General features: G+C 64.7%; 23 protein-coding genes. 13 read left to right on the top strand and 10 right to left on the bottom strand.

Annotated elements, in window-relative coordinates:
- Positions 1-68: 68 nt before the first annotated feature.
- The 5 genes from F8237_RS27115 (at position 69) to F8237_RS27135 (ending at position 8,534) form a co-directional block, all read left to right on the top strand.
- Entirely contained in the window at positions 69-2,357 is a 2,289-nt protein-coding gene (locus tag F8237_RS27115) for a DUF1522 domain-containing protein (RefSeq protein ID WP_151649283.1), read from the top strand.
- 335 nt (positions 2,358-2,692) lie between these two features.
- Positions 2,693-4,981, top strand: a complete 2,289-nt coding sequence (locus F8237_RS27120) for a DUF1522 domain-containing protein (RefSeq protein ID WP_151649284.1) — start codon at positions 2,693-2,695, stop codon at positions 4,979-4,981.
- 231 nt (positions 4,982-5,212) lie between these two features.
- Positions 5,213-7,495 (top strand): DUF1522 domain-containing protein, encoded by a 2,283-nt coding sequence (locus F8237_RS27125; protein WP_151649285.1) that lies wholly within the window; start codon positions 5,213-5,215, stop codon positions 7,493-7,495.
- Between the two features lie 288 nt (positions 7,496-7,783).
- The gene (flaF, locus tag F8237_RS27130) at positions 7,784-8,152 is read left to right on the top strand and encodes a flagellar biosynthesis regulator FlaF (protein WP_151649286.1); all 369 of its coding nucleotides are present in this window, start codon (positions 7,784-7,786) and stop codon (positions 8,150-8,152) included.
- Between the two features lie 13 nt (positions 8,153-8,165).
- Positions 8,166-8,534, top strand: a complete 369-nt coding sequence (locus F8237_RS27135) for a hypothetical protein (protein WP_151649287.1) — start codon at positions 8,166-8,168, stop codon at positions 8,532-8,534.
- 3 nt (positions 8,535-8,537) lie between these two features.
- Here F8237_RS27135 and F8237_RS27140 read toward each other — a convergent pair whose 3' ends face one another.
- The 4 genes from F8237_RS27140 to F8237_RS27155 form a co-directional block, all read right to left on the bottom strand.
- Positions 8,538-8,897 carry a hypothetical protein gene (locus F8237_RS27140; protein ID WP_151649288.1) on the bottom strand — a complete coding sequence of 120 codons (360 nt, stop codon included), beginning with the start codon at positions 8,895-8,897 and terminating at the stop codon, positions 8,538-8,540.
- A 159-nt stretch (positions 8,898-9,056) separates the two neighbouring features.
- Complete coding sequence (locus F8237_RS27145; protein WP_151649289.1) at positions 9,057-9,554, bottom strand: hypothetical protein; 498 nt, start codon at positions 9,552-9,554, stop codon at positions 9,057-9,059.
- Between the two features lie 11 nt (positions 9,555-9,565).
- Positions 9,566-9,934: a flagellar assembly peptidoglycan hydrolase FlgJ gene (flgJ, locus tag F8237_RS27150; RefSeq protein ID WP_162006239.1), complete on the bottom strand. Its 369-nt coding sequence runs from the start codon at positions 9,932-9,934 to the stop codon at positions 9,566-9,568.
- Complete coding sequence (locus F8237_RS27155) at positions 9,934-11,058, bottom strand: flagellar basal body P-ring protein FlgI (RefSeq protein WP_151649291.1); 1,125 nt, start codon at positions 11,056-11,058, stop codon at positions 9,934-9,936. The genes flgJ and F8237_RS27155 overlap by 1 nt, the downstream gene beginning before the upstream one ends.
- A gap of 269 nt (positions 11,059-11,327) precedes the next feature.
- Here F8237_RS27155 and F8237_RS27160 point away from each other — a divergent pair, with 269 nt between their 5' ends.
- On the top strand, positions 11,328-11,741 hold the full coding sequence (locus tag F8237_RS27160) for a flagellar assembly protein FliX (RefSeq protein WP_143840785.1): 414 nt from the start codon (positions 11,328-11,330) through the stop codon (positions 11,739-11,741).
- A gap of 166 nt (positions 11,742-11,907) precedes the next feature.
- Here the strand turns inward: F8237_RS27160 and F8237_RS27165 are convergent, their stop codons facing one another.
- Positions 11,908-12,279, bottom strand: coding sequence for a winged helix-turn-helix transcriptional regulator (locus F8237_RS27165; protein WP_151649292.1), 372 nt, complete (start codon positions 12,277-12,279; stop codon positions 11,908-11,910).
- A 141-nt stretch (positions 12,280-12,420) separates the two neighbouring features.
- Here F8237_RS27165 and F8237_RS27170 point away from each other — a divergent pair, with 141 nt between their 5' ends.
- Complete coding sequence (locus F8237_RS27170; protein ID WP_151649293.1) at positions 12,421-13,032, top strand: NAD(P)-dependent oxidoreductase; 612 nt, start codon at positions 12,421-12,423, stop codon at positions 13,030-13,032.
- 215 nt (positions 13,033-13,247) lie between these two features.
- On the top strand, positions 13,248-13,613 hold the full coding sequence (gene dksA, locus F8237_RS27175; protein WP_008554760.1) for an RNA polymerase-binding protein DksA: 366 nt from the start codon (positions 13,248-13,250) through the stop codon (positions 13,611-13,613).
- Between the two features lie 282 nt (positions 13,614-13,895).
- Here dksA and F8237_RS27180 read toward each other — a convergent pair whose 3' ends face one another.
- Entirely contained in the window at positions 13,896-14,294 is a 399-nt protein-coding gene (locus F8237_RS27180; protein ID WP_201280159.1) for a winged helix-turn-helix transcriptional regulator, read from the bottom strand.
- A gap of 94 nt (positions 14,295-14,388) precedes the next feature.
- Between F8237_RS27180 and F8237_RS27185 the strand changes: the two genes are divergently transcribed.
- Both F8237_RS27185 and F8237_RS27190 read left to right on the top strand, forming a co-directional pair.
- Positions 14,389-15,417 (top strand): SDR family oxidoreductase, encoded by a 1,029-nt coding sequence (locus tag F8237_RS27185; RefSeq protein WP_151649294.1) that lies wholly within the window; start codon positions 14,389-14,391, stop codon positions 15,415-15,417.
- A 78-nt stretch (positions 15,418-15,495) separates the two neighbouring features.
- Complete coding sequence (locus tag F8237_RS27190; RefSeq protein WP_151649295.1) at positions 15,496-16,275, top strand: 2-keto-4-pentenoate hydratase; 780 nt, start codon at positions 15,496-15,498, stop codon at positions 16,273-16,275.
- A 214-nt stretch (positions 16,276-16,489) separates the two neighbouring features.
- On the opposite strand, the gene flgH is transcribed toward F8237_RS27190, so the two are convergent.
- Genes flgH through flgF form a run of 4 tightly spaced genes read right to left on the bottom strand, consistent with a single transcriptional unit; the run spans position 16,490 to position 19,990 of the window.
- Positions 16,490-17,257 carry a flagellar basal body L-ring protein FlgH gene (flgH, locus tag F8237_RS27195; protein ID WP_151649296.1) on the bottom strand — a complete coding sequence of 256 codons (768 nt, stop codon included), beginning with the start codon at positions 17,255-17,257 and terminating at the stop codon, positions 16,490-16,492.
- 3 nt (positions 17,258-17,260) lie between these two features.
- Positions 17,261-18,400 carry a flagellar basal body P-ring formation chaperone FlgA gene (gene flgA, locus F8237_RS27200; protein WP_162006410.1) on the bottom strand — a complete coding sequence of 380 codons (1,140 nt, stop codon included), beginning with the start codon at positions 18,398-18,400 and terminating at the stop codon, positions 17,261-17,263.
- Between the two features lie 22 nt (positions 18,401-18,422).
- Positions 18,423-19,211: a flagellar basal-body rod protein FlgG gene (flgG, locus tag F8237_RS27205; RefSeq protein ID WP_151649298.1), complete on the bottom strand. Its 789-nt coding sequence runs from the start codon at positions 19,209-19,211 to the stop codon at positions 18,423-18,425.
- Positions 19,212-19,228: 17 nt separating this feature from the next.
- Positions 19,229-19,990, bottom strand: coding sequence for a flagellar basal-body rod protein FlgF (gene flgF / locus F8237_RS27210; RefSeq protein ID WP_151649299.1), 762 nt, complete (start codon positions 19,988-19,990; stop codon positions 19,229-19,231).
- A gap of 381 nt (positions 19,991-20,371) precedes the next feature.
- On the opposite strand from flgF, the gene fliL reads away from it, so the two are divergent.
- The 3 genes from fliL to F8237_RS27225 are packed head-to-tail and all read left to right on the top strand — an operon-like array spanning position 20,372 to position 22,540.
- The gene (gene fliL, locus F8237_RS27215; RefSeq protein ID WP_151649300.1) at positions 20,372-20,872 is read left to right on the top strand and encodes a flagellar basal body-associated protein FliL; all 501 of its coding nucleotides are present in this window, start codon (positions 20,372-20,374) and stop codon (positions 20,870-20,872) included.
- A gap of 19 nt (positions 20,873-20,891) precedes the next feature.
- Positions 20,892-22,094, top strand: a complete 1,203-nt coding sequence (fliM, locus tag F8237_RS27220; protein ID WP_151649301.1) for a flagellar motor switch protein FliM — start codon at positions 20,892-20,894, stop codon at positions 22,092-22,094.
- Positions 22,091-22,540 carry a DUF6468 domain-containing protein gene (locus F8237_RS27225; RefSeq protein WP_151649302.1) on the top strand — a complete coding sequence of 150 codons (450 nt, stop codon included), beginning with the start codon at positions 22,091-22,093 and terminating at the stop codon, positions 22,538-22,540. Before fliM ends, F8237_RS27225 begins: the two co-directional genes overlap by 4 nt.
- The last annotated feature ends 5 nt before the right edge of the window (positions 22,541-22,545 follow it).

Genomic DNA, 22,545 nt, shown 5'->3' on the forward strand with positions numbered 1-22,545 from the left:
TCACCGTCCCGGCATCGATTAATCCTAATCGAAGTTTGTTGCGTTGCGTACCAGAAGGGTAACAGTCAATGTCCGGTATCGTTCTCTCGTCCTCGGTTCGTCAGAACCTGCTCTCCCTCCAGTCCACCGCTGATCTTCTCGCGACCACTCAGAGCCGGCTGTCGACCGGCAAGAGCGTCAACTCGGCCCTGGACAATCCCACCAACTTCTTCACCGCGCAGTCGCTCGACAACCGCGCCAGCGACATCAACAATCTGCTCGACGGCATCGCCAACGGCGTGCAGGTGCTGCAGGCTGCCAACACCGGCATCACCTCGCTGCAGAAGCTGATCGACAGCGCGAAGTCGATCGCCAACCAGGCACTGCAGACCACCGTCGGCTACTCCACCAAGTCCAACGTCTCCACCACCATCTCCGGTGCGACCTCTGCCGACCTGCGCGGCACGACGTCTTTTGCAAGCTCGGTTGCCACCAGCAACGTGCTGTATGACGGCACGGCGGGCGGCACGCACGCGGCAACCTCGGCGATCACTCTGGGCGCGACCCAGGGCGTTGACACCGGCGCGACCGCGACGGCTGGCGACGGCACGACGGCTCTCTCCGCGGGCATCACCCTGATCGCGAGCGGTGCGGCGACGGCGACCGGCCTGGTCGGCACCGCCCAACCCGCCGACGGCGACACGGTCACCGTCAACGGCAAGACCATCACCTTCCGTGCCGGCGCTGCTCCTGCCTCGACTGCTGTTGCCACCGGCTCGGGCGTCAGCGGCAACATCGTCACCGACGGCAGCGGCAACTCGACCGTCTTCCTCGGCACCTCCGGTACCCCGGCCGCGACCGTGGGCGATCTCGCCACCGCGATCGACCTCGCCAGCGGCGTCAAGGTTGCCGTGAACACCGCCGGTGCTGCGGTCATCAGCACGAGCGCTGGTGAGACGGCATCGGATGTCGGCGTCACAACTGCCAGCAAGGTTACGCTGCGCAGCTCGACCGGTGCCGACCTCAACGTCACGGGCAAGGCGGATCTGCTGAAGGCCCTCGGCCTGAGCTCGGCCGTCGGTGGCGGCAACGCCACGGTGAACGTGGCCCGCACCACCAGCGCTGCCTCCCTCGGCCAGCTGATCCAGGACGGCTCGACGCTGAACGTGGACGGACACGTCATCAGCTTCAAGAACGCCCCGGTTCCGGGCTCTGCCGGTGCTCCGGCAATTCCGACCGGCTTCGGCAAGAGCGGCAACGTCATCACCGACGGCGCCGGCAACTCGACGGTCTATCTGCAGGCCGGCACCATCGCCGACGTCCTGAGCGCGATCGACCTTGCCACCGGCGTTCAGTCCGCCAGCATTGCCGCTAACGGCACTGCCACTCTGTCGACCGCCACCGGCCAGACGGCTTCGTCGATCAACGCGTCGGGCCAGCTCAAGCTGTCCACCGGCGTGAACGCCGACCTGTCGATCACCGGCACGGGCAATGCGCTCAACTCGCTCGGCTTCGCCGGCAACACCGGCACTGCGACCGCCTTCACCGCGGCCCGTACCTCCGGCGTCGGCGGCATCACCGGCAAGACCTTGACCTTCAGCTCCTTCAACGGCGGCACGGCGGTCAATGTCACCTTCGGCGACGGCAGCAACGGCACGGTCAAGACGCTCGACCAGCTCAACACGAAGCTTCAGGCCAACAACCTGACCGCGACGATCGACGCCAACGGCCTGCTGACGGTGTCGACCACCAACGACTACGCGTCCTCGACGATCGGGTCGAACGCCGCGGGTGGTTCGATCGGCGGCACGCTCACCTCGTCGCTGACGTTCTCGACGGCTTCCAGCCCCGTCCAGGACTCGGTTGCTCAGACGTCTCGCTCGAACCTGGTCAATCAGTACAACAACATCCTGAACCAGATCGACTCCACTGCGCAGGACTCCTCGTTCAACGGTGTCAACCTCCTGAACGGCGACCAGCTCAAGCTGGTGTTCGACGAAACTGCCAAGTCGAGCCTCAGCATCACTGGCGTGACCTACAACTCCAAGGGTCTGGGCCTCGCCGCTCTGACCAGCGGCGTCGATTTCATCGACAACGCGGCGACCAACAAGGTGCTGACCAACCTGAACTCGGCCTCGAGCACGCTGCGTTCGGAAGCTTCGGCACTCGGTTCGAACCTCACGATCGTGCAGGTGCGTCAGGACTTCAACAAGAACCTGATCAACGTGCTGCAGACCGGTTCGTCCAACCTGACCCTGGCCGACACCAACGTCGAAGCCGCCAACAGCCAGGCGCTGTCGACCCGTCAGTCGATCGCGGTCTCCGCGCTGTCGCTGGCCAACCAGTCGCAGCAGAGCGTGCTGCAGCTGCTCCGCTAACAAGCGGACGACATCGCAACACATCTTTAACCAAGACATGGCGGCGGGGCTTCGGCCCCGCCGCCTTCTTTTTGCGTCCATGTTCGCGGCGGTGCTGATCGAGCTTCCGAAAAGTAACCCGCGGTTATGGTTAATGGAGCGTAAGCGCGGAAAAACGCCAGTAAATTCAGCCGGATTTTGGGGCGGCGCCGGTTTCTCCCGCCGGTTTATGGTGAACCGGCGCTTATGCTGGCGCGTCTCATTTCACCCTTTGTTAGCCATGTCGCGGCAGGCTGTCCCTGTCACTCGATCCGAAGCGATCGAACGAAGACGCGTAAACCAGAAGGGTAAGAGTTATGTCCGGTATTGTTCTCTCTGCGTCGGTTCGCCAGAACCTGCTGTCTCTCCAGTCCACCGCCGACCTCCTCGCCACCACACAGAACCGTCTGTCGACCGGCAAGAGCGTCAACTCGGCCCTGGACAATCCCACCAACTTCTTCACGGCCCAGTCGCTCGACAACCGCGCCAGCGACATCAACAATCTGCTCGATGGCATTGCCAACGGCGTGCAGGTGCTCCAGGCCGCCAACACCGGCCTGACCTCGCTGCAGAAGCTGATCGACAGCGCGAAGTCGATTGCCAATCAGGCGCTGCAGACCACGGTCGGTTATTCCACCAAGTCGAACGTCTCGACCACCATCGCGGGTGCGACGGCTGCCGACCTGCGCGGCACCACCAGTTTTGCAAGCGCTGTCGCTTCCAGCAACGTGCTGTATGACGGCACGGCGGGCGGCGTGCATGCGGCGACTTCGTCCGTCACGCTCGGGGCGCCTCAAGGTGTCCAAACGGGCGCAACCGCAACCGCCGGCGACGGCTCGACGGCGCTGAGCGCCGGCATCACCCTGATCGCGAACGGTGCGGCGACGGCGACCGGCCTGGTCGGCAACGCTCAGCCCGCCGACGGCGATACGCTCACCGTCAACGGCAAGACCATCACCTTCCGTGCAGGCGCGGCTCCGGCTTCGACCGCTGTTGCCACCGGCTCGGGCGTAAGCGGCAACATCGTCACGGACGGCAACGGTAACTCGACGGTTTATCTCGGCACCACCGCAACTCCCGCTGCCACGGCCGGCGACCTCGTCACCGCGATCGACCTCGCCAGCGGCGTCAAGGTTGCCGCGATCACCACCGGCGCTGCGGTCATCAGCACCAGTGCCGGCGAGACCGCATCCGACGTCGGCGTCACCACTGCCAGCAAGGTTACGCTGCGCAGCTCGACCGGCGCTGACCTGAGTGTCACCGGCAAGGCCGACCTGTTGAAGGCTCTCGGTCTCAGCACCGCGACCGGCGGTGGCAATGCCGCGGTGAGCGTGAACCGCACCACCAGCGCCGCGTCGCTCGGTCAGCTGATCCAGGACGGCTCGGCGCTGAACGTCGATGGTCACACCATCACCTTCAAGAACGCTCCGGTGCCCGGCTCCGCGGGTGCTCCGGCGATCCCGTCCGGCTCCGGCAAGAGCGGTAACGTCATCACAGACGGCAACGGCAATTCGATCGTCTATCTGCAGGCCGGCACGGTGGCCGACGTGCTGAACGCGATCGACCTCGCCACCGGCGTGCAGGCCGCCAGCATTGCCGCCAACGGCACTGCCACACTGTCGACGGCCACCGGCCAGTCCGCCTCGTCGATCAATACTTCCGGTCAGCTCAGGATCGCGACTGGCGTGAACGCCGATCTCTCGATCACCGGCTCGGGCAACGTGCTGAACGCGCTCGGCCTCGCCGGCAACACCGGCTCGGCCAACACCTTCCAGGCGGCTCGCACCTCCGGCATCGGCGGCATTGCCGGCAAGACCCTGACCTTCACCTCCTTCAACGGCGGCACGGCGGTCAATGTCACCTTCGGCGACGGCACCAACGGCACGGTCAAGACGCTCGATCAGCTCAACACGCAGCTTCAGGCCAACAACCTGGCCGCGACGATCGACGCCAACGGCCAGCTCACCATCACCGCGTCCAACGACTACGCGTCTTCGACGCTCGGCTCGACCACCGCGGGCGGTACGATCGGCGGCACGCTGACGTCGGCGCTGACCTTCTCGACCGCAACCACCCCGGTTCAGGACGCGGTTGCGCAGACGGCCCGTGCCAACCTGGTTTCTCAGTACAACAACATCCTGAACCAGATCGACACGACCTCGCAGGACTCCTCGTTCAACGGTGTCAACCTCCTGAACGGCGACCAGCTCAAGCTGGTGTTCGACGAGACTGCCAAGTCGAGCCTCAGCATCACCGGCGTGACCTACAACTCCAAGGGTCTGGGCCTCGCTGCGCTGACCGTCGGCGTCGACTTCATCGACAACGCCGCGGCCAACAAGGTCCTGACCAACCTGAACGCCGCGTCGAGCACGCTGCGCTCGGAAGCCTCGGCGCTCGGTTCGAACCTCTCGGTCGTGCAGGTGCGCCAGGACTTCAACAAGAACCTGATCAACGTGCTGCAGACCGGTTCGTCCAACCTGACCCTGGCCGACACCAACGTCGAGGCGGCCAACAGCCAGGCGCTGTCGACCCGCCAGTCCATCGCGGTCTCCGCGCTGTCGCTGGCCAACACCTCGCAGCAGAGCGTGCTCCAGCTGCTCCGCTAATAAGTAGCTGAATTAACAGTATAAAATCAGGCGGCGGGGCTTCGGCCCCGCCGCTTTTTTCGTTGGCGCGGGGTCCGTGTGAAACCGGGGGAAGGGGGCTAACCCCCCATTAACCCTATCCCTTAAACCGCCGTTAACCATACTTTAAAGGACAGCCCCTAAGACTGGACAAAAGCCCGCTTTCCAAACCGCGCGGCCGATTCGTATCCGGTTCAAGAGGAAGTCTCGCCAATGTCCAACATCGTTCTCTCGGCGTCCGTTCGCCAGAACCTGTTGTCGCTGCAGTCGACGGCCAATTTGCTGGCCACGACGCAGGAGCGGCTGTCGACCGGCAAGAAGGTCAACACGGCGCTCGACAATCCCACCAACTTCTTCACCGCACAGGGGTTGGACAACCGGGCGAGCGACATCAGCAACCTGCTCGATGGCATCAACAACGGTGTCCAGGTGCTTCAGGCGGCCAACACCGGCATCACCTCGCTGCAGAAGCTGATCGACAGCGCGAAGTCGATCGCCAACCAGGCGCTGCAGACCACGGTCGGCTACTCGACCAAGTCCAACGTCTCGACCACCATTCCGGGTGCAAGCCCGGCGGACCTGCGCGGCACGACCTCCTATGCGAGCGCGACCGCCAACAGCAACGTGCTCTATACCGGTGCAGCCGGCGGCGTGACGCCGGTGACCTCGGGCGCATCGCTCGGCGCGTCGCTCGGTTCGACGGCCGGCACGCTGACCGGCGCAGTTGCCAAAGCCGCCGACACCACCACTAACCTCGCCGGCACCGACACGCTGATCGGTGCGACCGCCGCGACCACGTTCGGAGCGTCGCCGGCAGACGGCGACTCGATCACCGTCAACGGTAAAACCGTGACCTTCCGCACCGGTGCTGCACCTTCGTCCCAACCGACCGGCTGGGGCCTCGACGCCAGCGGCCACATCGCCACGGACGGCAACGGCAATTCCATTATCTACATGGGCACGACCGCTGCTCCGACGGCCACCGTCAACGACCTGCTCAGCGCGGTCGATCTTGCCAGCGGGGTCAAGACGGCGACGATCAGTGCGGGCGCAGCGACGATCGCGACGAGCGGCGCGACGGTTGGTACGGTCCAGACGCCGTCGTCCATTACCGCGGGCGCCGTTACGCTGAAGAGCTCAACCGGTTCCGATCTGAACGTGACGGGTAAGGCCGACTTCCTGAAGGCGCTCGGTCTGACTTCGGCGACCGGCGCAGGCAATGCCAGCATCAGCGCCAACCGGCAGACCACCGCGGGTTCGCTCGGCAGCCTGGTCAAGGATGGCTCGACGCTGAACATCGACGGCCACACCATCACCTTCAAGAACGCCGAGACGCCGCAATCGGCGACGAGCGTGACCTCCGGCGGCGTCAACGGCAATATCGTCACCGACGGCAACGGCAACTCGACCGTCTATCTCCAGAGCGCGACGTTGACCGACCTGCTCAACTCGATCGACCTTGCCACGGGCGTGAAGACCGCCAGCATCTTCCTCGGTGCCGCGACGCTTTCGACCACCGCTGGCCAGATCCCGTCGTCGGTGAATACCAGCGGTCAGCTGGCGCTCTCGACCGGCATCAACGCCGACCTTTCGATCACCGGCACCGGCAACGCTCTCAGTGCATTCGGTCTCAGCGGCAACACGGGAACGGCGACGGCGTTCAGCGCGGCACGCACCTCGGGCGTCGGTGGCGTCAGCGGCAAGACGCTCACCTTCAGCTCGTTCAACGGCGGCACGCCGGTGAATGTCACCTTCGGCGACGGTACCAACGGGACCGTCAAGACGCTGGATCAGCTCAATGTGCAGCTTCAGGCCAACCACCTGACGGCAACGATCGACGCCAACGGCGTGCTCACGGTGACCACGGTCAACGAGTACGCCTCTTCGACCCTCGGTTCGGCGGCGGCGGGCGGCGCGGTTGGCGGCACGCTCACGGGTGTTCTGGCCTTTACCACGGCGCAGCCGCCGGTCCAGGATCCCGTGGCGCAGACGGCGCGCTCTGGCCTGGTCAGCCAGTTCAACAACATCCTGGCGCAGATCGACACGACCTCGCAGGACTCGTCCTTCAACGGCGTCAACCTGCTCAATGGCGACACGCTGAAGCTGGTCTTCAACGAGACCGGCAGCTCGACGCTCGGTATCAACGGTGTGGTCTTCAACGCGGCGGGTCTCGGACTCAGCAATCTCGTCCCGGGCACGGACTTCATCGACAACGGCGCCACCAACAAGGTGTTGACCAGCCTGAATGCCGCCTCGAGCACGCTGCGCTCGGAAGGCTCCGCGCTCGGTTCGAACCTCTCGATCGTGCAGGTGCGTCAGGACTTCTCCAAGAACCTGATCAACGTGCTGCAGACCGGCTCGTCCAACCTGACGCTCGCCGACACCAACGAGGAAGCGGCCAACAGCCAGGCGCTGTCGACCCGCCAGTCGATCGCAGTGTCCGCGCTGTCGCTCGCCAACCAGTCGCAGCAGAGCGTGCTGCAGCTGCTGCGCTAATTCGCAACGCAAGATCGCTGAGACGTCGCGGCGGAGCTAATGCTCCGCCGTTGTTTTGAGGGAGATCGCTAAGGCAGGATTAGCTGAGATCGACACGCATCACGCAAAGCAAGTTTACAGCGTGCGTATGTGCATCTAGCGTTGTGCTGAGAAGAGCTCCGAGCCCCGTAATAATCCGGAGTGCCTTCCATGCACACACGTAAGCAAATCTTAAGCGGTGCTGCCTAGGGTTGGGAAAGAAATCCTTAAGCGCGTTCAACGGGCTAGGTAACCTCCAAGGTGTGATTGATGTCGAATTCCGCTGCCTCGGCCTACGCGCGTGTCGCAACGACAACCGCATCTCCTCGCGACGTCGAGGCGCAGACGCTGCTCAAGGCCGCCAACAAGCTGCAGGACGCGGTCAACAGCGCCGACCCGTTCAGCGAGCAGACCACACACGCCCTGATGTTCAACCGCAAGCTTTGGACGATCTTCCTGAGCGAGGCGATGCGCGACAACAATCCGCAGCCGCTGGACGTCCGGCAGAAGATCGCCAACATCAGCGTGTTCGTGTTGAGCCAGACCGCGGCGCTCCAGATGAGCCCGCAGTTCGATCACTTCCGTCCGCTGATCGAGATCAACCGCAATATCGCCGCCGGTCTGTCCGGTCGTCCCTGACGGAAAACCCGTCATGGCCGACCTCATGAGCATTCTGTCGACCGCGTACAAGTCGAACGTGCTGTCGAGTACATCCGGCTCATCGAAATATGTCGCGGTTGATTCCTCGCTCTACCAGGGCAGCTGGACCGGGAAGTATCCGGACGGCAAGACGTTCTCGTTGAACGTCTCGCGGGTCAGCGGATTTCGCGCGCAGATCCACTACCAGAGCGAAGGCACGTCGCAGTACCAGCAGGTGCTGATCAAGGACGGCTCATTCCGTTTCGGGAATACCAAGTTCACGCTGACCGATACCGGCAAGGCGCAGATCAAGAACGTCGTGACGGATCCCGCGACCGGCTCGACCTATCTCGACACCGCGCAGGCCACGCTCGATACGTGACCGTCAGGCGCTGACGTCCGTATTGAGCGGACGCGAGGGCTGGGACTTCAGATCCTCTGCATGGAAATAGGCCCGCCGGCGCAGCATCGCTTCGTCGGGGAACTGATTGACCACGGCGTCGGTCCTGTCGTTGACCACCTGAAAGACGAAAGACGCGGCGGCCTGGTCGAACACGACCTGACGCGAGACGTTCTCGTTCTTCGGCAAATCACCGCGCAAGGCCGCACTGGTATCGCTTGCGGCGACCGTCTGGCTCACCGGCAAATCAGTTTGCACCGCCTCGTTCGCCGCCGAATTCGACGTCGTTACGGTCTGCACGGGGGCCGGTATCCCCACCGGCCTGATGCTGAAATCTGTACTCATGGCAGCCTCCTGGTTGCCTCACGTGAGTCAAATCCCAACCCCTCTCAATACGCAACCATGGAACACCAGGTTTGAAGACCTGGTAAGGAAACGTGCCTAACCGCGCGACGAGATCGCCGCGCGGGTTTTCGTAAAATTGTCGCTGGTTTTTGCGCGTGCTCAGAGCGAGCGGCTGACCGCGAGCGGCGTGATGTGGCGCGGGCCCGGCGTGGCGCGACGGCCCGCGGCCGTATAGGTGTTCGGCACGTTGCGCTTCTGGATCTCGGCATTGACGCCGCGCACGACGCTCTCGGAGACCGCATGTGCGGTCGCGAGCACGGTGAGATTGACCTGGAGCATTGCGCGGAACGCATCGTGGTGCCGATGCAGCGTCGAGAGCAGCTCGGGCGCGGATTTGGCGAGCTGGGGCTGGTTCGCCTTCAATTCGCTGACGGCGCTGACATAGTTTCGCGACAACTCCTGCTTCTTGCTTTCGAGAGTCATCGCCTCGCGGACCTGGCCGGCGCGAACGAGCTCGGTCTCGCGCTCGATCAGTCCGAGCAGGGCGCTCATCGCGTCCATCAACTGCTCGGCGACCTTGCGCGCCTCGGTGCTGCCGGGAGCAGTGTTCGGGCGCTGCGCTTGCACCGGCTGTCGTGAGGCGTTGAAGTGGTTCATCTCGTTTGACCTTATGCCGTGCGGATGGTTTTCGCCTGCTGCATGATGAGGGTGCGGTAGACCTCGGTTGCGACGCCGACGCCGCCGGCCTTGGCGAAGTTCCTGGAATATTGCTCGGTCAGCATCGAGCGCCACACGCCGGTGCCCGTCGTGTCGCCGAACGGACCTTCGCCCTTCAGGCCCGAGGTCATCTGCGAGAACATGCTGTTGAGGAACATCGCCTCGAAATCGGTGGCGGTCTTCTGCGCCTTCGCCTGCTGCTTCGGCGGGACCTTTTGCAGTGCGGCGGCGAGCTCGAAATCGGGCCGGCCGTTACGGCTCTCGACGGAGAACGCCGGCGACGTTGCGACGTGCGGGGTGTTGATCATGCTGGTCTGCATCACATCACCTCGATGTCGGCTTCGATCGCGCCTGCGGCCTTGATCGCCTGCAGGATGCTGATGAGGTCGCGCGGGCCGATGCCGAGGCCGTTGAGGCCGTCGACGAGCTGCTGCAGCGAGACGCCGTCCTTGACGACGGCGAACTTCTTGCCGTCCTCGGTGACGCTGACGCCGGTGCGCGGCGTGACCACGGTGCGGCCGCGTGACAGCGGGTTGGGCTGGCTGACCTGCGGGCTCTCGGAAATGGTGACGGTGAGGTTGCCCTGGGCCACCGCGACGGTGGCGACGCGGACGTCGCGGCCCATCACGATGATGCCGCTGCGCTCGTCGATGATGATCTTGGCGGCGAGGTCGGGATCGACCTGGAGCTGCTCGATCTCTGTGAGGAAGGCGACGACGTTGCCCTTGAAGTCCGGCGGGATCGACAACTGCACCGTCGAGGGGTCGATCGGCTCGGCGGTCTTGAGGCCGAGATAGTCGTTGATCGCGGCCGCGATCCGCTTGGCCGTGGTGAAGTCGGCGTTGCGCAGCGCCAGCCGGACGTTCGGCAGCCGATTGAGTGCGAACTCGATCTCGCGCTCGATGATGGCGCCGTTGACGATGCGGCCGACGGTCGGAACGCCGCGCACGATCTTGGCCGCTTCACCCTCGGCCTGGAAGCCGGAGATCGCGAGCGAGCCCTGTCCAACCGCGTAGACGTTGCCGTCGGCGCCGAGCAGGGGGGTGACCAGCAGCGTGCCGCCGCGCAGATCCTTGGCGTCGCCGAGCGCGGAGACGGTGACGTCCATGCGCGTGCCCTGGGTGGCGAAAGCCGGCAGATTGCCGGTCACCATCACGGCGGCGACGTTGCCGGTGCGGATGGTGGCGCCGCGGATATTGACGCCCATGCGCTCGAGCATCGCTTGCAGCGACTGCTTGGTGAAGGGGATGTTGTTGAGCGTGTCGCCGGTGCCGTTGAGGCCGACGACGAGGCCGTAGCCGATGAGCTGGTTCTGCCGTACGCCCTCGATATTGGCGAGATCCTTGATGCGCGACGTCGCGCTCGCGGGCGCGACCGAGAGCGCCAGCGCTGACAGCGCGGCGCAGGCCACCCCAAGAATCCTTACCCAACGAACGGCTGGCATCCTCTGCTCCCCGAGGCTCCTCAAATCTCGGACCAATCTCGACACTCCCATGACGAGCTGGTCCGACGCTGTCCTTGCGAGCGCTGTGCCAACACGGGAAAATTGGGGTAGTCGATTGAATAGGTTGAATAAACCTGTTTCGACCGGTGTCAGCCGGCGTTCTCCCTGAGGCGCGAAACTGCCGCCTCTCGGCAGATTTTGCCGGGCTGTTTACGCGCCGTTAACCATAAGACGGCGAATGTGGCGCATCGATCACCCGGATTGCTGCGATGCGCATCTACGGACCGAACGGCACAACGCTTGGAACGCCGGCCAGCCAGGCCAAGCGGACGGGCTCCGGCACCTTCGTCCTGCCCGACGCCTCGTCGGCGCAGGAGACGCGGAGCGCTGCCGCGCCGAAGGCCGCCGCGAACATCGATGCACTGCTTGCACTGCAGGGCATCGAGGAGGATCCGGTCGAGCGCCGCAAGCGTTCGGTCGCTCGCGGCAGGACCGCGCTCGACGTGCTCGACGATCTCAAGATGGGCCTGCTGTCCGGCAATCTCGACGCGTCGACGGTGATGCGGCTGCGGGATGCCGCGACGAATTTGAAATCGTCCTCCGGTGATCCCGGTCTCGATTCCGTGCTGTCCGAGATCGAGCTGCGCGTCGAGGTCGAACTCGCCAAGGCCGGACAGGCTTAGACTAGTCGGGCAGGTTGTCGTCGCCCGGCTTGACCGGGCGACCCAGTATTCCAGAGACAGTCGTCTTGAATCGAGAAGCCTCAGCGTGCTGGATGCCCCGGTCAAGCCGGGGCATGACAGCGGAGTTTGGGGCGGCGCGCGAACGGCTCGCTCCAGAGCTTGCCATTCACGCCGCGACGTCCTTAAGCTGCGCATCGTAACGGCGCTGGGCGGCGAGCACGTCTTTCAGGTTCTGCTCGGCCCAGTCGCGCAGCGGATCGACGGCGGCGGCCAGCGTCACGCCGAGCTGCGTGATCGAATACTCCACCGTCACCGGCACGGTTGCGATGGCGTGACGCTTGATCAATCCGTCGCGCTCGAGCGACTTGAGAACCTGGCTCAGCATCTTCTGCGAAATGCCTTCAATCGTGCGGCGCAACTGATTGAAGCGCATCGGCTCCTCGCGCAGCAGCAGCAGGATCAGCACCGCCCATTTGTCGCCGACGCGGTCGAGGATCTGGCGCGTGGGGCAGTTCGCTGCATAGACGTCTGGCTTCATCGTCGGGGTCCTCGCAATCTTCTTCGGCCGCTCGCCGGTTACTCCTGCGTAATCAGGTAAGCGCAAAGTGCTCTCTTAACACCAGCATCCTTTGCGATATCTAGTCACCATTAGTTACCACAGAAGCAAAGGAAGCCTTTCATGAAAATCGCAGTCGCCGGCGCCTCGGGCCGGGCCGGGTCGGAAATCACCAAGGAACTGGCCCGTCGCGGCCACACCGTTACGGCCATCGCCCGAAACCCCGAGAAGATCGCGGTCCTGCCGCATGTCACGCCCACCAAGGGCGACGTGCTCGATCAGGCGGGTCTTGCCAAGCTGTGGGCCGGGCACGACGTCGCTGTGAGTTCCGTGCACTTCCTGGCCAGCGACCCGCTCAAGCTGATCGGCGCGGCAAAGGATTCCAGGGTCGGCCGCTACCTGGTCGTCGGTGGAGCCGGCAGCCTGGAAGTCGCTCCCGGCGTCAAACTGGTTACAACCCCTGGTTTTCCGGCCCAATACAAGGCGGAAGCGGAGAAAGGCGGCGCCTTCCTGGACCTGCTGCGGCAGGAAAAGGACCTGAACTGGACCTTCATCTCGCCCTCGGCCCTGTTCGTCGAGGGGGAGCGCACGGCCAAGTTCCGGCTCGGGACCGACCAGCTTCTCGCAGATGCGAGCGGGAAGAGCTGGATCAGCTTTGCCGACTACGCCATCGCGCTCGCCGACGAGATCGAGCGGCCGGCCCATGCGCGGCAGCGTTTCACGGTCGGTTACTAGGCTTTTGGCCGCCTCCGGACCCTCCAGGATAAACCTTCCTGTGCAAGGGTTTGGGGGCGGTAACCGAGCGATTAAGGAAATATTGTCTGTCACAGGAGGTCGCTATATAAGCCCCGGCTCAACGGACGTCGTTCCGTTCACGAGTCGTTGCTTAAGAAGATAGGCCGCCCTTGGAAAAGTTGAAAAACTACCGACCGACCGAAAAAGAGCCTTTCATGAACGACCGGCAGAAGGAGTACTTCCGTTTGAAGCTCCTCGCCTGGAAGGATGAGATCCTCAAAGAGTCCAAGCTCACCCTGCAAGCGCTGCAGGAGGAGAACGTCAACCACCCCGATCTCGCCGATCGGGCATCGTCCGAAACCGACCGCGCCATCGAACTCCGCGCCCGCGACCGCCAGCGCAAGTTGATCGCCAAGATCGACGCCGCGCTCCAGCGCATCGAGGACAACACCTACGGCTATTGCGAGGACACCGGCGAGCCGATCTCTTTGAAGCGGCTCGAAGCCCGGCCCATCGCGACGCTCTCGGTGGAAGCGCAGGAGCGCCACGAGAAACGCGAGAAGGTCTATCGCGACGAATAGAGTTCGAGCCGCAGCGATGCGGCTCTTTGTTTTTGGACGCAAGGCGCCGCTTCGCGCTGTGATCAGCATGTTGCCTGTCGCTTGCCGACGCGCGCTTCAACGCGCGGCTGCAATCGCGAAAAGTGAATCGCGATCAATGAGCTAGACTCGACTCCTCCGAGCTCACGTGAGTTCGGATGAGAAACAGCCTTCACTTCAGGTGCGGGATGTTTTGCGAGTCGCATCAACGGGATCGGCCCGGATGCTGAGACACCGATCCGGCAGCATCAGACATCGCTGCAATCAGGCCTGCTGCGACGTCACGAGGCGCGCATCCCCATAAAGCCTGGACCAGCTCAATATTTCCTTAAACGCCGGCAGCAGGCCGTAGGCCGCATCGGTCAGCTCGTACGCGACCTGCAACGGCCTCGAAGCGAGGACCGTCCGCGACACCAGTCCGTCCTGCTCGAGCTCGCGCAGTTGCGTGGTCAGCATGTGCTGGGTGATGCCGCCGATCGATCGCCGCAAGGCACCGAACCGAACCGCGCCGTTCATCAGCGCAAACAGGATCTCCAGTTTCCACTTGCCGCCGAGCGCGTGGATGGCGCGCTTGAAGTCGGCGAGCAGGGCGGGGTCGGGGCTGCAATCGCAGTCGCCGTCGCAAATGCTGGTCAGGTTTTCCATACCGGTCTCGAAATCCATTCTACTTGTCCCCCGGGAGATAGTGACCAGATGCGGCCTTGAGCAGGGCCGGCGGAACCCATTCGCCTGGCCGCACACCGAAGGGGAATTGGCAATGAGCACCGTTCTGGTCACCGGCGGGTCCGGCTTCGTCGGCAGCCATGTCGTCCTGCAACTTCTGGCCGCCGGCCACGGGGTGCGGACGACGGTGCGCCGGCCGGACCGGCGAGACGACGTGCTGACGATGCTGCGCGAGGGCGGGGCGATTTCGCCGGAGAGCCTGTCCTTCCTGATCGCCGACCTTACCAGGGACGAGGGTTGGCGCGAGGCGGTCTCGGGTTGCGACTACGTGCTGCATGTCGCCTCGCCCCTGTCGACCAGCGTTCCCAGGGACGAGAACGAGATGATCATCCCGGCGCGTGACGGCACGCTGCGGGTGCTGCGCGCCGCGCGGGATGCCGGCGTCAGGCGGGTCGTCATCACCTCGTCGCTGGGCGCGATCGGCTACGGCCATCCGCCGCGCGAAAAGCCGTTCGACGAGACCGACTGGACCAATCTCGAAGGCGCCGACGTGCAGCCCTACATCAAATCCAAGACTTTGGCGGAGCGGGCGGCCTGGGATTTCCTCGCGCACGAGGGCGGCGGGCTGGAACTGTCGGTGGTCAATCCCGCCGGCATTTTCGGTCCGGTGCTGGGGCCGGACTTCTCCGGCTCGATCGAGATCGTCAAATCGCTGCTCGACGGCGCCGTGCCGGCGGTGCCGCGGGTCTATTTCGGCGTGGTCGACGTGCGCGACGTCGCCGATCTGCATCTGCGGGCGATGATTGCGCCCGAGGCGAAAGGCGAGCGCTTCATCGCGGTCGCCGGCGAGACGATGTCGATCCTCGACATCGCCAGGGTCTTGCGGCGGGAACTCGGCCCGGCCGCACGCCGGGTTCCGCGGCTCCAGGCCCCGGACTGGCTGGTGCGGCTGGCCGCCAACCGGATTCCGCTGCTGCGTGCGGTGGTGCCGATGCTTGGCAGGGTGCGGCATTCCACCAGCGCCAAGGCGAGGTCGCTGCTCGGCTGGCAGGCCCGCTCCAATGACGAGGCGATCCTGGCGACGGCCGAGAGCCTGATCCGTCTTGGTCTCGTCAAGGCGTGAGGCCGCCCCGTCCTTGTCACGCCCCGGCGGGGGTGCTGAAGTGCCGTCCTCGATTGTGTTGCGTGGGAGGCGGCGCCGATGGACAAGATTCTCAAAGCCGCAAAGGCGATCGCGCTGGCGCGGCGCAACCACGCGCCGCTTGCCGCGCTTGAGGTTCCTCCCGCCGACGAGGACGAAGGCTACGAAGTCCAGCGCGCGCTGCACGATCTGCTGCTGCCGCATGCCGGGCCGCTGGTCGGCTACAAGATCGGCTGCACCAGTGCGGTGATGCAGGACTATATCGGCATTCCGCATCCCTGCGGCGGCGGCGTGTTCCAGAAGGGCGTGCACGACAGCGGCGTCAAGCTCGCGGCCTCCGATTACGTGCGTGTCGGTGTCGAATGCGAGATCGTGGTGCGGCTGAAGCGCGACCTTGCCGCCGGCGAGGCGCCGTTCACGGCCGAATGGGTCGGTGAAGCCGTCGAGGCCTATCATCCCGCGATCGAGATCGTCGACGACCGCTACGTGAAGTGGGAGACGATGGGCGCGCCGACGCTGATCGCCGACGATTTCTTCGCCGCCGGCTGCGTGCTGGGGCCGTCCGTGCCGCGCTCGTCGGTGCCGGACCTGAAATCGGTCAAGGGCCGCGCCATCGTCAACGGCGAGGAGGTCAGCCACGGCACCGGCGCCGACGTGCTCGGCCATCCCCACAATGCACTCGCCTGGCTCGCCAACCATCTCGCCGCCGAGGGCAAGGGCCTGCACGCGGGACAGCTCGTGCTGACAGGGAGCCTCGTCAAGACGCTGTGGCTGAAGGCCGGCGACAAGGTGCGCATGGAACTGGACGGGTTGGGCGTGGTGGAGGCGGAGTTTACGTGAAGTCGCTCCGTCGTCATTGCGAGCGCAGCGAAGCAATCCAGACTGCCTCCGCGGAAAGACTCTGGATTGCTGCGCTGCGCTCGCAATGACGGAGTGTGGAGCAACGTCTTCGCAAAATAGATGCGGCCCTCGCCAGGGGAGCTAGCGAGGGCCGCGTCGTACATCGTCGTTCGCGCCTAGGTTCGCGAGCACGATGTGGGAGCTCGGGAGAAACTTAGAAGGGCAGCAGCACGTCCATGACTTGCTGGCCGTAGCGCGGCTGTTGCACGTCCGTGATCTGGCCGCGGCCGCCATAGGCGATGCGGGCCTGCGCGATCTTGCTGGAATCGATGGTGTTGTCGCTCTGGATGTCCTCGGGGCGGACGATGCCGGCGACCACGAGCTCGCGGATCTCGTAATTGACGCGGATCTCCTGCTTGCCCTCGACCACGAGGTTGCCGTTCGGCAGCACCTGCGTGACCACCGCGGCGACGTTGGTCTGCAAGGCTTCCGTACGATTGACCGAGCCCTTGCCGTCGCTGGAGGCGCTGGAATCGGCGGTGAGGATGCGGCCGGGCAGCACCTTCTGCGCCTGCACGCCGAGCGTCTTGCCTCCGATGAAGTCGGTGATCCCCGAGTCTTCCTTGTTGGTGCGGCTGCGCTGGGTCTCGTTGGCGATGTTGGCCTTGTCGGTGATGTTCACGGTCACGGTCAGGAGGTCGCCGACATGGGTCGCGCGCTGGTCCTTGAAGAAGGCGCGGCTGCCGTTGCGCCACAGCGAGTTCGGATTGTAGGAGGCGACTTCCGGCTTCGGCATCGGCATCTGCACCGGCTTGTAGCCGGGCTGCGTCGTCGGATTGTCGATCGTCGACAATTTCGGTTGTTCGCCGATCTGTGACAGGCGGTCGATCGAGGAGCAGCCGCTCGCCAGCGCGCAGGTTGCCAGCAGCAGGGCAGAGATCGCGATGCGACGAAGACGGGAAGCCGAACTGAACCTGGACATGACTTACTCTGACTTGGCTGGAGCTTGCGAGACGCGAACTTGCGGGATCTGGGCCTGTGCGACTTGCGCTTGGGACGCCGGGGCCTGGACCAGGTTGCGGAGGAGGGCCGCGGTATCGACGGGGGCGGGCGCTTCGTCGCGCTTGAGCGACGAGCTCTGCTCGACCGCGGCCGGCATCGGCGCGGACTGGCTGGCGCCCTGGACCGTGACCTGGCCGCGGCCGGTGACCGTTCCGGTCAGCGTCCGCTTGGTCTGCAGGTTGAGGACGCTCACGGTGTCGCCCTCGGTGCCGCTCTCGAGCGCCTTGCCGCGGGTGGTGAGGTAGATCCCGGGGACCTGGTAGATCACGGTGACGCTCTGGTCGCGCGACACGAAGTCGGGCTTGACGATGTCGGCGACGCGGATCGGCGTGCCCGCCCGCATCGGCCGGCGCAGCTGCATGCCGACGGTGCGGTCGCGCGAGGCGGCCTCGCCGGTGACTTCGGCCTTCGGCCGGCGCTCCAGCGCGACGTCGGAGGATTTCAGCAGGTCGGCGCGGTCGATGTCGCGCGTCAGCACGGCCACTTCCACCGTCTCGATCGCGTTGCCGGTGAAGCGCAGCTTGGTCGGCGCCGGATTGTTGTCGTTGACGATCTCGAAGGCGACGTCGAAGCGGCCGCTGCGGGCGTCGTAGCGGGTCGCGACCGGCTGCAGCGCGCCGCTGTTGGAGGCGTCCAGCCGCATGTCGGAGATGCCGCGGTCGAAGGTGACGGTGATGTTGGCGGCATCGCCAAGGCCGAAGCGGCGCTCCAGCGCGGCGGCCACGGCGTTTTCGAGGTCCTTGTTGACGAGCGTGCGGGCGAGGCGGGTGACCTGGACTTCCTTGATGTCGCCGGTCATCACGCCAATCACCTGTTTTCCGCGCAGCACCGACAGCACCTGCGCGACCGGCAGCGCGCCGGTGGTGCCGAGATCGGGCGAACGGTAGACCGGGATCAGCGCGGCCGAGCCGGCGTTGTCGATGAGATCGCCGACCCGCACCACGTCCGAGGTGACGGTGACGCTGGCGCGCAGCGTCGGTGCCGCGATGAAATCGTCGGCGGCCCGCGCCGGCAGCGCCAGCGCGAGGAGGACGGAGATCGTGACAAGGGTGGCGCGGATCATCGTCATTGCTTCAGTCCTGGCCTCAGCGGAACAGCGCCGTGGTCGATTGCATCATCTGGTCGGCGGCGCTGATGACCTTGGCGTTCATCTCGTAGGCGCGCTGCGCGGCGATCAGGTCGCTCATCTCCGAGACGACGTCGACATTGGCCTGTTCCAGGCTGCCCTGGGTGAGCTTGCCGTAGCCTTCGGAGTTCGCGGTGCCGTCCTGCGGCGCGCCGGAGGCCGGCGTTTCGGTGAACAGGTTGCTGCCGACCGGCTGCAGGCCCGCCTTGTTGATGAAACGGGTCACGCCGATCTGGCCGATGATCGAGGAGGTCGACGAGCCCGGCAGCGTCACCGAGACCTGGCCCTGCTCGCTCACGGCGATGCCCGAGGCGTTGTTCGGGATGGTGATGGTCGGCTGCACCGGGTTGCCCTGCGCGGTGACGACGCGGCCCTGATTGTCCATCTGGAAGGTGCCGTCGCGGGTGTACTGGTAGGTGCCGTCGGGCATCAGGATCTTGAAGAAGCCTTCGCCCGAGATCGCGAGATCGAGGTCGTTGCCGGTTTGCGACAGCGTGCCCTGCGTCATGCTGCGCGGCGTGCCGACGGTCTTGACGCCGCCGCCGACGTCGACGCCGACAGGCAGGATGGTGCCCTGATCCGAGGCCTGCGCGCCGACGCGGCGGACGTGTTCGTAGATCAGATCCTGGAACGCTGCCGTCTGCTTCTTGAAGCCGGTGGTGCGCAGGTTGGCGATGTTGTTGGAGATGACCTGGACGTTGAGTTCCTGGGCCGCCATTCCGGTCGCAGCGGTGTGGAGCGCTTGCATGTCAGTAATCCCTTACATCAGGCCGGAACGTCGGCGAGCTTCTCGATCGCCGATTTGTGGAGGTCGCTCTGCTGCTGGAGCAGATTGGCGATCGCGGTGTAGCTGCGCATGACTTCGACCATGCGGCTCATCTCGCCGACCGAGTTGACGTTCGATTTCTCGATGTAGCCCTGGCGGACCACGGACTTGGCGTCGGCCTGGATGACGGCGGAGCCGGCGTCATAGAGGTTGGCGCCGAGCTTGGTCAGCTTGGCCGGATCGTCGAACGAGGCCATGCGGATCTTGCCGCGGATCGAGTCGGTCCTGGCCGTGCCCTCGAGCACGGTGACGGTGCCGTCGGGGGCGACGTTGATGTCATGGTCGGTCGGCTGGAAGGTGATCGGGCCGCCGGTGCCGAGCACGAGGTTGCCGTCGGAGGTGACGAGCTGGCCGGTGCTGTTGAGCGAGAACTTGCCGTCGCGGGTGTAGCGCTCGCCGCCATTGGCCTGCACCGCGAAAAACGCGTTGCCGTCGATCGCCATGTCGAGCGGATTGTTGGTCGGCTCCATCGGCCCCTGGCCGACGTCGCGGAAGGTGCCGCGGTCCTGCACATAGGAGACCTTGCGGTCGGAGGCGATGAAATTGTCCTCACGCGCGTTCGAATTGAGGAATTCCTCGAACAGCGAATGGTCGGCCTTGAAGCCGTTGGTGTTGGCATTGGCGACGTTGTTGGCGACGACATCCATCTGCCGTTCCAACGTCATCTGCCGCGACAAGCCGATCAGAAGCGCGTTCTGCATCGGAAATCTCCCCTGAGTGAGCCTGCCACCTCGCTCTCCCAAGCGCCTTGGCCGACCCCGTGAACGAGACTGTCAGGTTCTCCCAAACCCTCCGGTCTCATCCCTCTCTCAGCGAAAGCCGTGCCAACGTGGGAAGTTGTGTAATTTCAATTGGTTGTTGATTTTTCGAGGGCGCGGGAAGCCGGCAGAAAGGTTCTGTTAGCCATGTTTGCCCGGCAGATTTTTCCTAGTGGAGGCCCGATCGAAAGGTTCCGTTAACCATTATTACCGTAGCGTTTGCGAGCAAGAGGAGCGCATCGCGCCGGGGCATTTGTATCGCGTCATTGTCTGCAGGAGGCTTCGCTCTTTCGATCCGTTTAAGATGAGCGAGCCTGATCGACCATGGCAGAGAATGAAGCGGAAGGCGGCGCAGCCGCCGAAGGCGCGGAAGCCGCTGCCCCCAAGAGCAAGTTCAAGCTGATCCTGATCGTCGTCGGCGCACTCGTCCTGCTCGGGGGCGGCGCTGCGACCTGGTTCCTGTTCTTCCGCCATGGCGAGGACGAGCATCACGCCGAGGCGGCGCCGCCACCGAAGCCCCCGGCCTTCGTCGAAGTGCCCGACATCATGGTCAACCTCGCCGGCGCGCCGGGTGAGCGCGTGCAATACCTGAAGCTGAAGGTCGTGCTGGAGCTGAAGGAAGAGAAACAGGTCGAGGTGATCAAGCCGACGATGCCGCGCATCACCGACATCTTCCAGACCTATGTGCGTGAATTGCGCTCGTCCGACCTCAACGGCTCCGCCGGCATCTTCCGCCTCAAGGAAGAGCTGACCAAGCGCGTCAACGCGGCGGTCGCGCCGGTCCAGGTCAGCGCGGTGCTGTTCAAGGAAGTCGTGATCCAGTGAGCATGGTGGGCTAGGGATCATGGCGGGCACCGACCAACCAGACCAGGATGCAATTGCCGCCCAATGGGAGGCCTCGCTCGATTCCGAGGATCCCGCCGAGGCCGCGAAGGCTGCTGCCGAAAACGAACTATCCGAGACCATGGCCCTGCAATGGGCGGCCATGGTCGAGGACGGCAGCCGGGATCTCGGCACCGGCAAGAACTCCGGCGAGCGGGTGCTGTCGCAGGAGGAGATCGACAACCTCCTCGGTTTCACCGTCGGCGACGTCACGCTCGACGACCATTCCGGCATTCGCGCGATCATCGATTCGGCGATGGTCTCCTACGAGCGTCTGCCGATGCTCGAAATCGTCTTCGATCGCCTGGTGCGGTTGCTGACGACGAGCCTGCGCAATTTCACCTCGGACAACGTCGAAGTCTCGCTCGACCGCATCACCTCGGTGCGCTTCGGCGACTACATGAACTCGATCCCGCTGCCAGCCGTGCTCACGGTGTTCAAGGCCGAGGAGTGGGAAAACTTCGGCATGGCGGTGGTCGATTCCAGCCTGATCTACTCGATGATCGACGTGCTGCTTGGCGGCCGCCGCGGCTCGAGCCAGCTCCGCATCGAGGGCCGGCCCTACACCACGATCGAGACCGAGCTGGTGAAGCGGCTGGTCGAGGTGGTGCTGACCGACGCCGAGCAGGCGTTCCGGCCGCTGTCGCCGGTGACCTTCTCGATCGACCGGCTCGAGACCAATCCGCGTTTCGCCGCGATCAGCCGGCCCGCCAACGCCGCGATCCTGGTGCGCCTGCGCATCGACATGGAAGATCGCGGCGGCAATATCGAGCTGCTGCTGCCTTATGCGACCATCGAGCCGATCCGGGGCGTCCTGCTCCAGATGTTCATGGGCGAGAAATTCGGCCGCGACACGGTCTGGGAGGGCCATTTCGCCACCGAGATCAACCAGGCCGAGATCGCGGTCGATGCCGTGCTCTACGAGGCCGATATCCCGCTCAAGCAGCTGATGCGGCTCAAGGTCGGCGACACCCTGCCGCTCGACATGCGCGCGGATGCCAACGTGACCGTGCGCTGCGGCGACGTCACCCTGACCGAGGGGCGGATGGGCCGGGTCGGCGATCGCGTCGCGATTCGGGTGACGAAACCCTTGCGCAAGCCAAGTACGACACTTGCCATGTTCGAGAAGGTCGACGAGCAGAACAAGATGATGGAGGCCCCATGAACCACTCCCTGGGAATGGCGATCGAGACGCTGGTGGCTATCCTGCTGATGCTGACGATCTTCTACTGCGTCATGCTCAACAAGCGGCTGACGCGGCTGAAGGCGGACGAGCATTCGCTGAAGGCGGTCATCGGCGAGCTGATCACGGCGACCGAGATCGCCGAGCGCGCGATCGGCGGGCTGAAGCTCGCGGTGCGCGACGTCAACGAGAACCTCGGCAGCCAGCTCGCGGCGGCGACCCAGATGTCGGACCAGCTCTACAAGCAGCTCGGCGAAGCCGACAACGTGGTGCGGCGCCTGTCCAAGATCGCGATCGCCGCGCGCCCCATGACCGGTCCGGAAACGGTTGCCGCGCCCGTGGTCAAGCCATCCTCGGCGAAGGCGGTGGCGGCCGCGGCCGAAGCCTTCTCCGAGCGCCGACGATCCAACGGCGGCCTTGCCGCATAAAGTCA

It is taken from the genome of Bradyrhizobium betae, assembly GCF_008932115.1.
GTDB lineage: Bacteria > Pseudomonadota > Alphaproteobacteria > Rhizobiales > Xanthobacteraceae > Bradyrhizobium > Bradyrhizobium betae.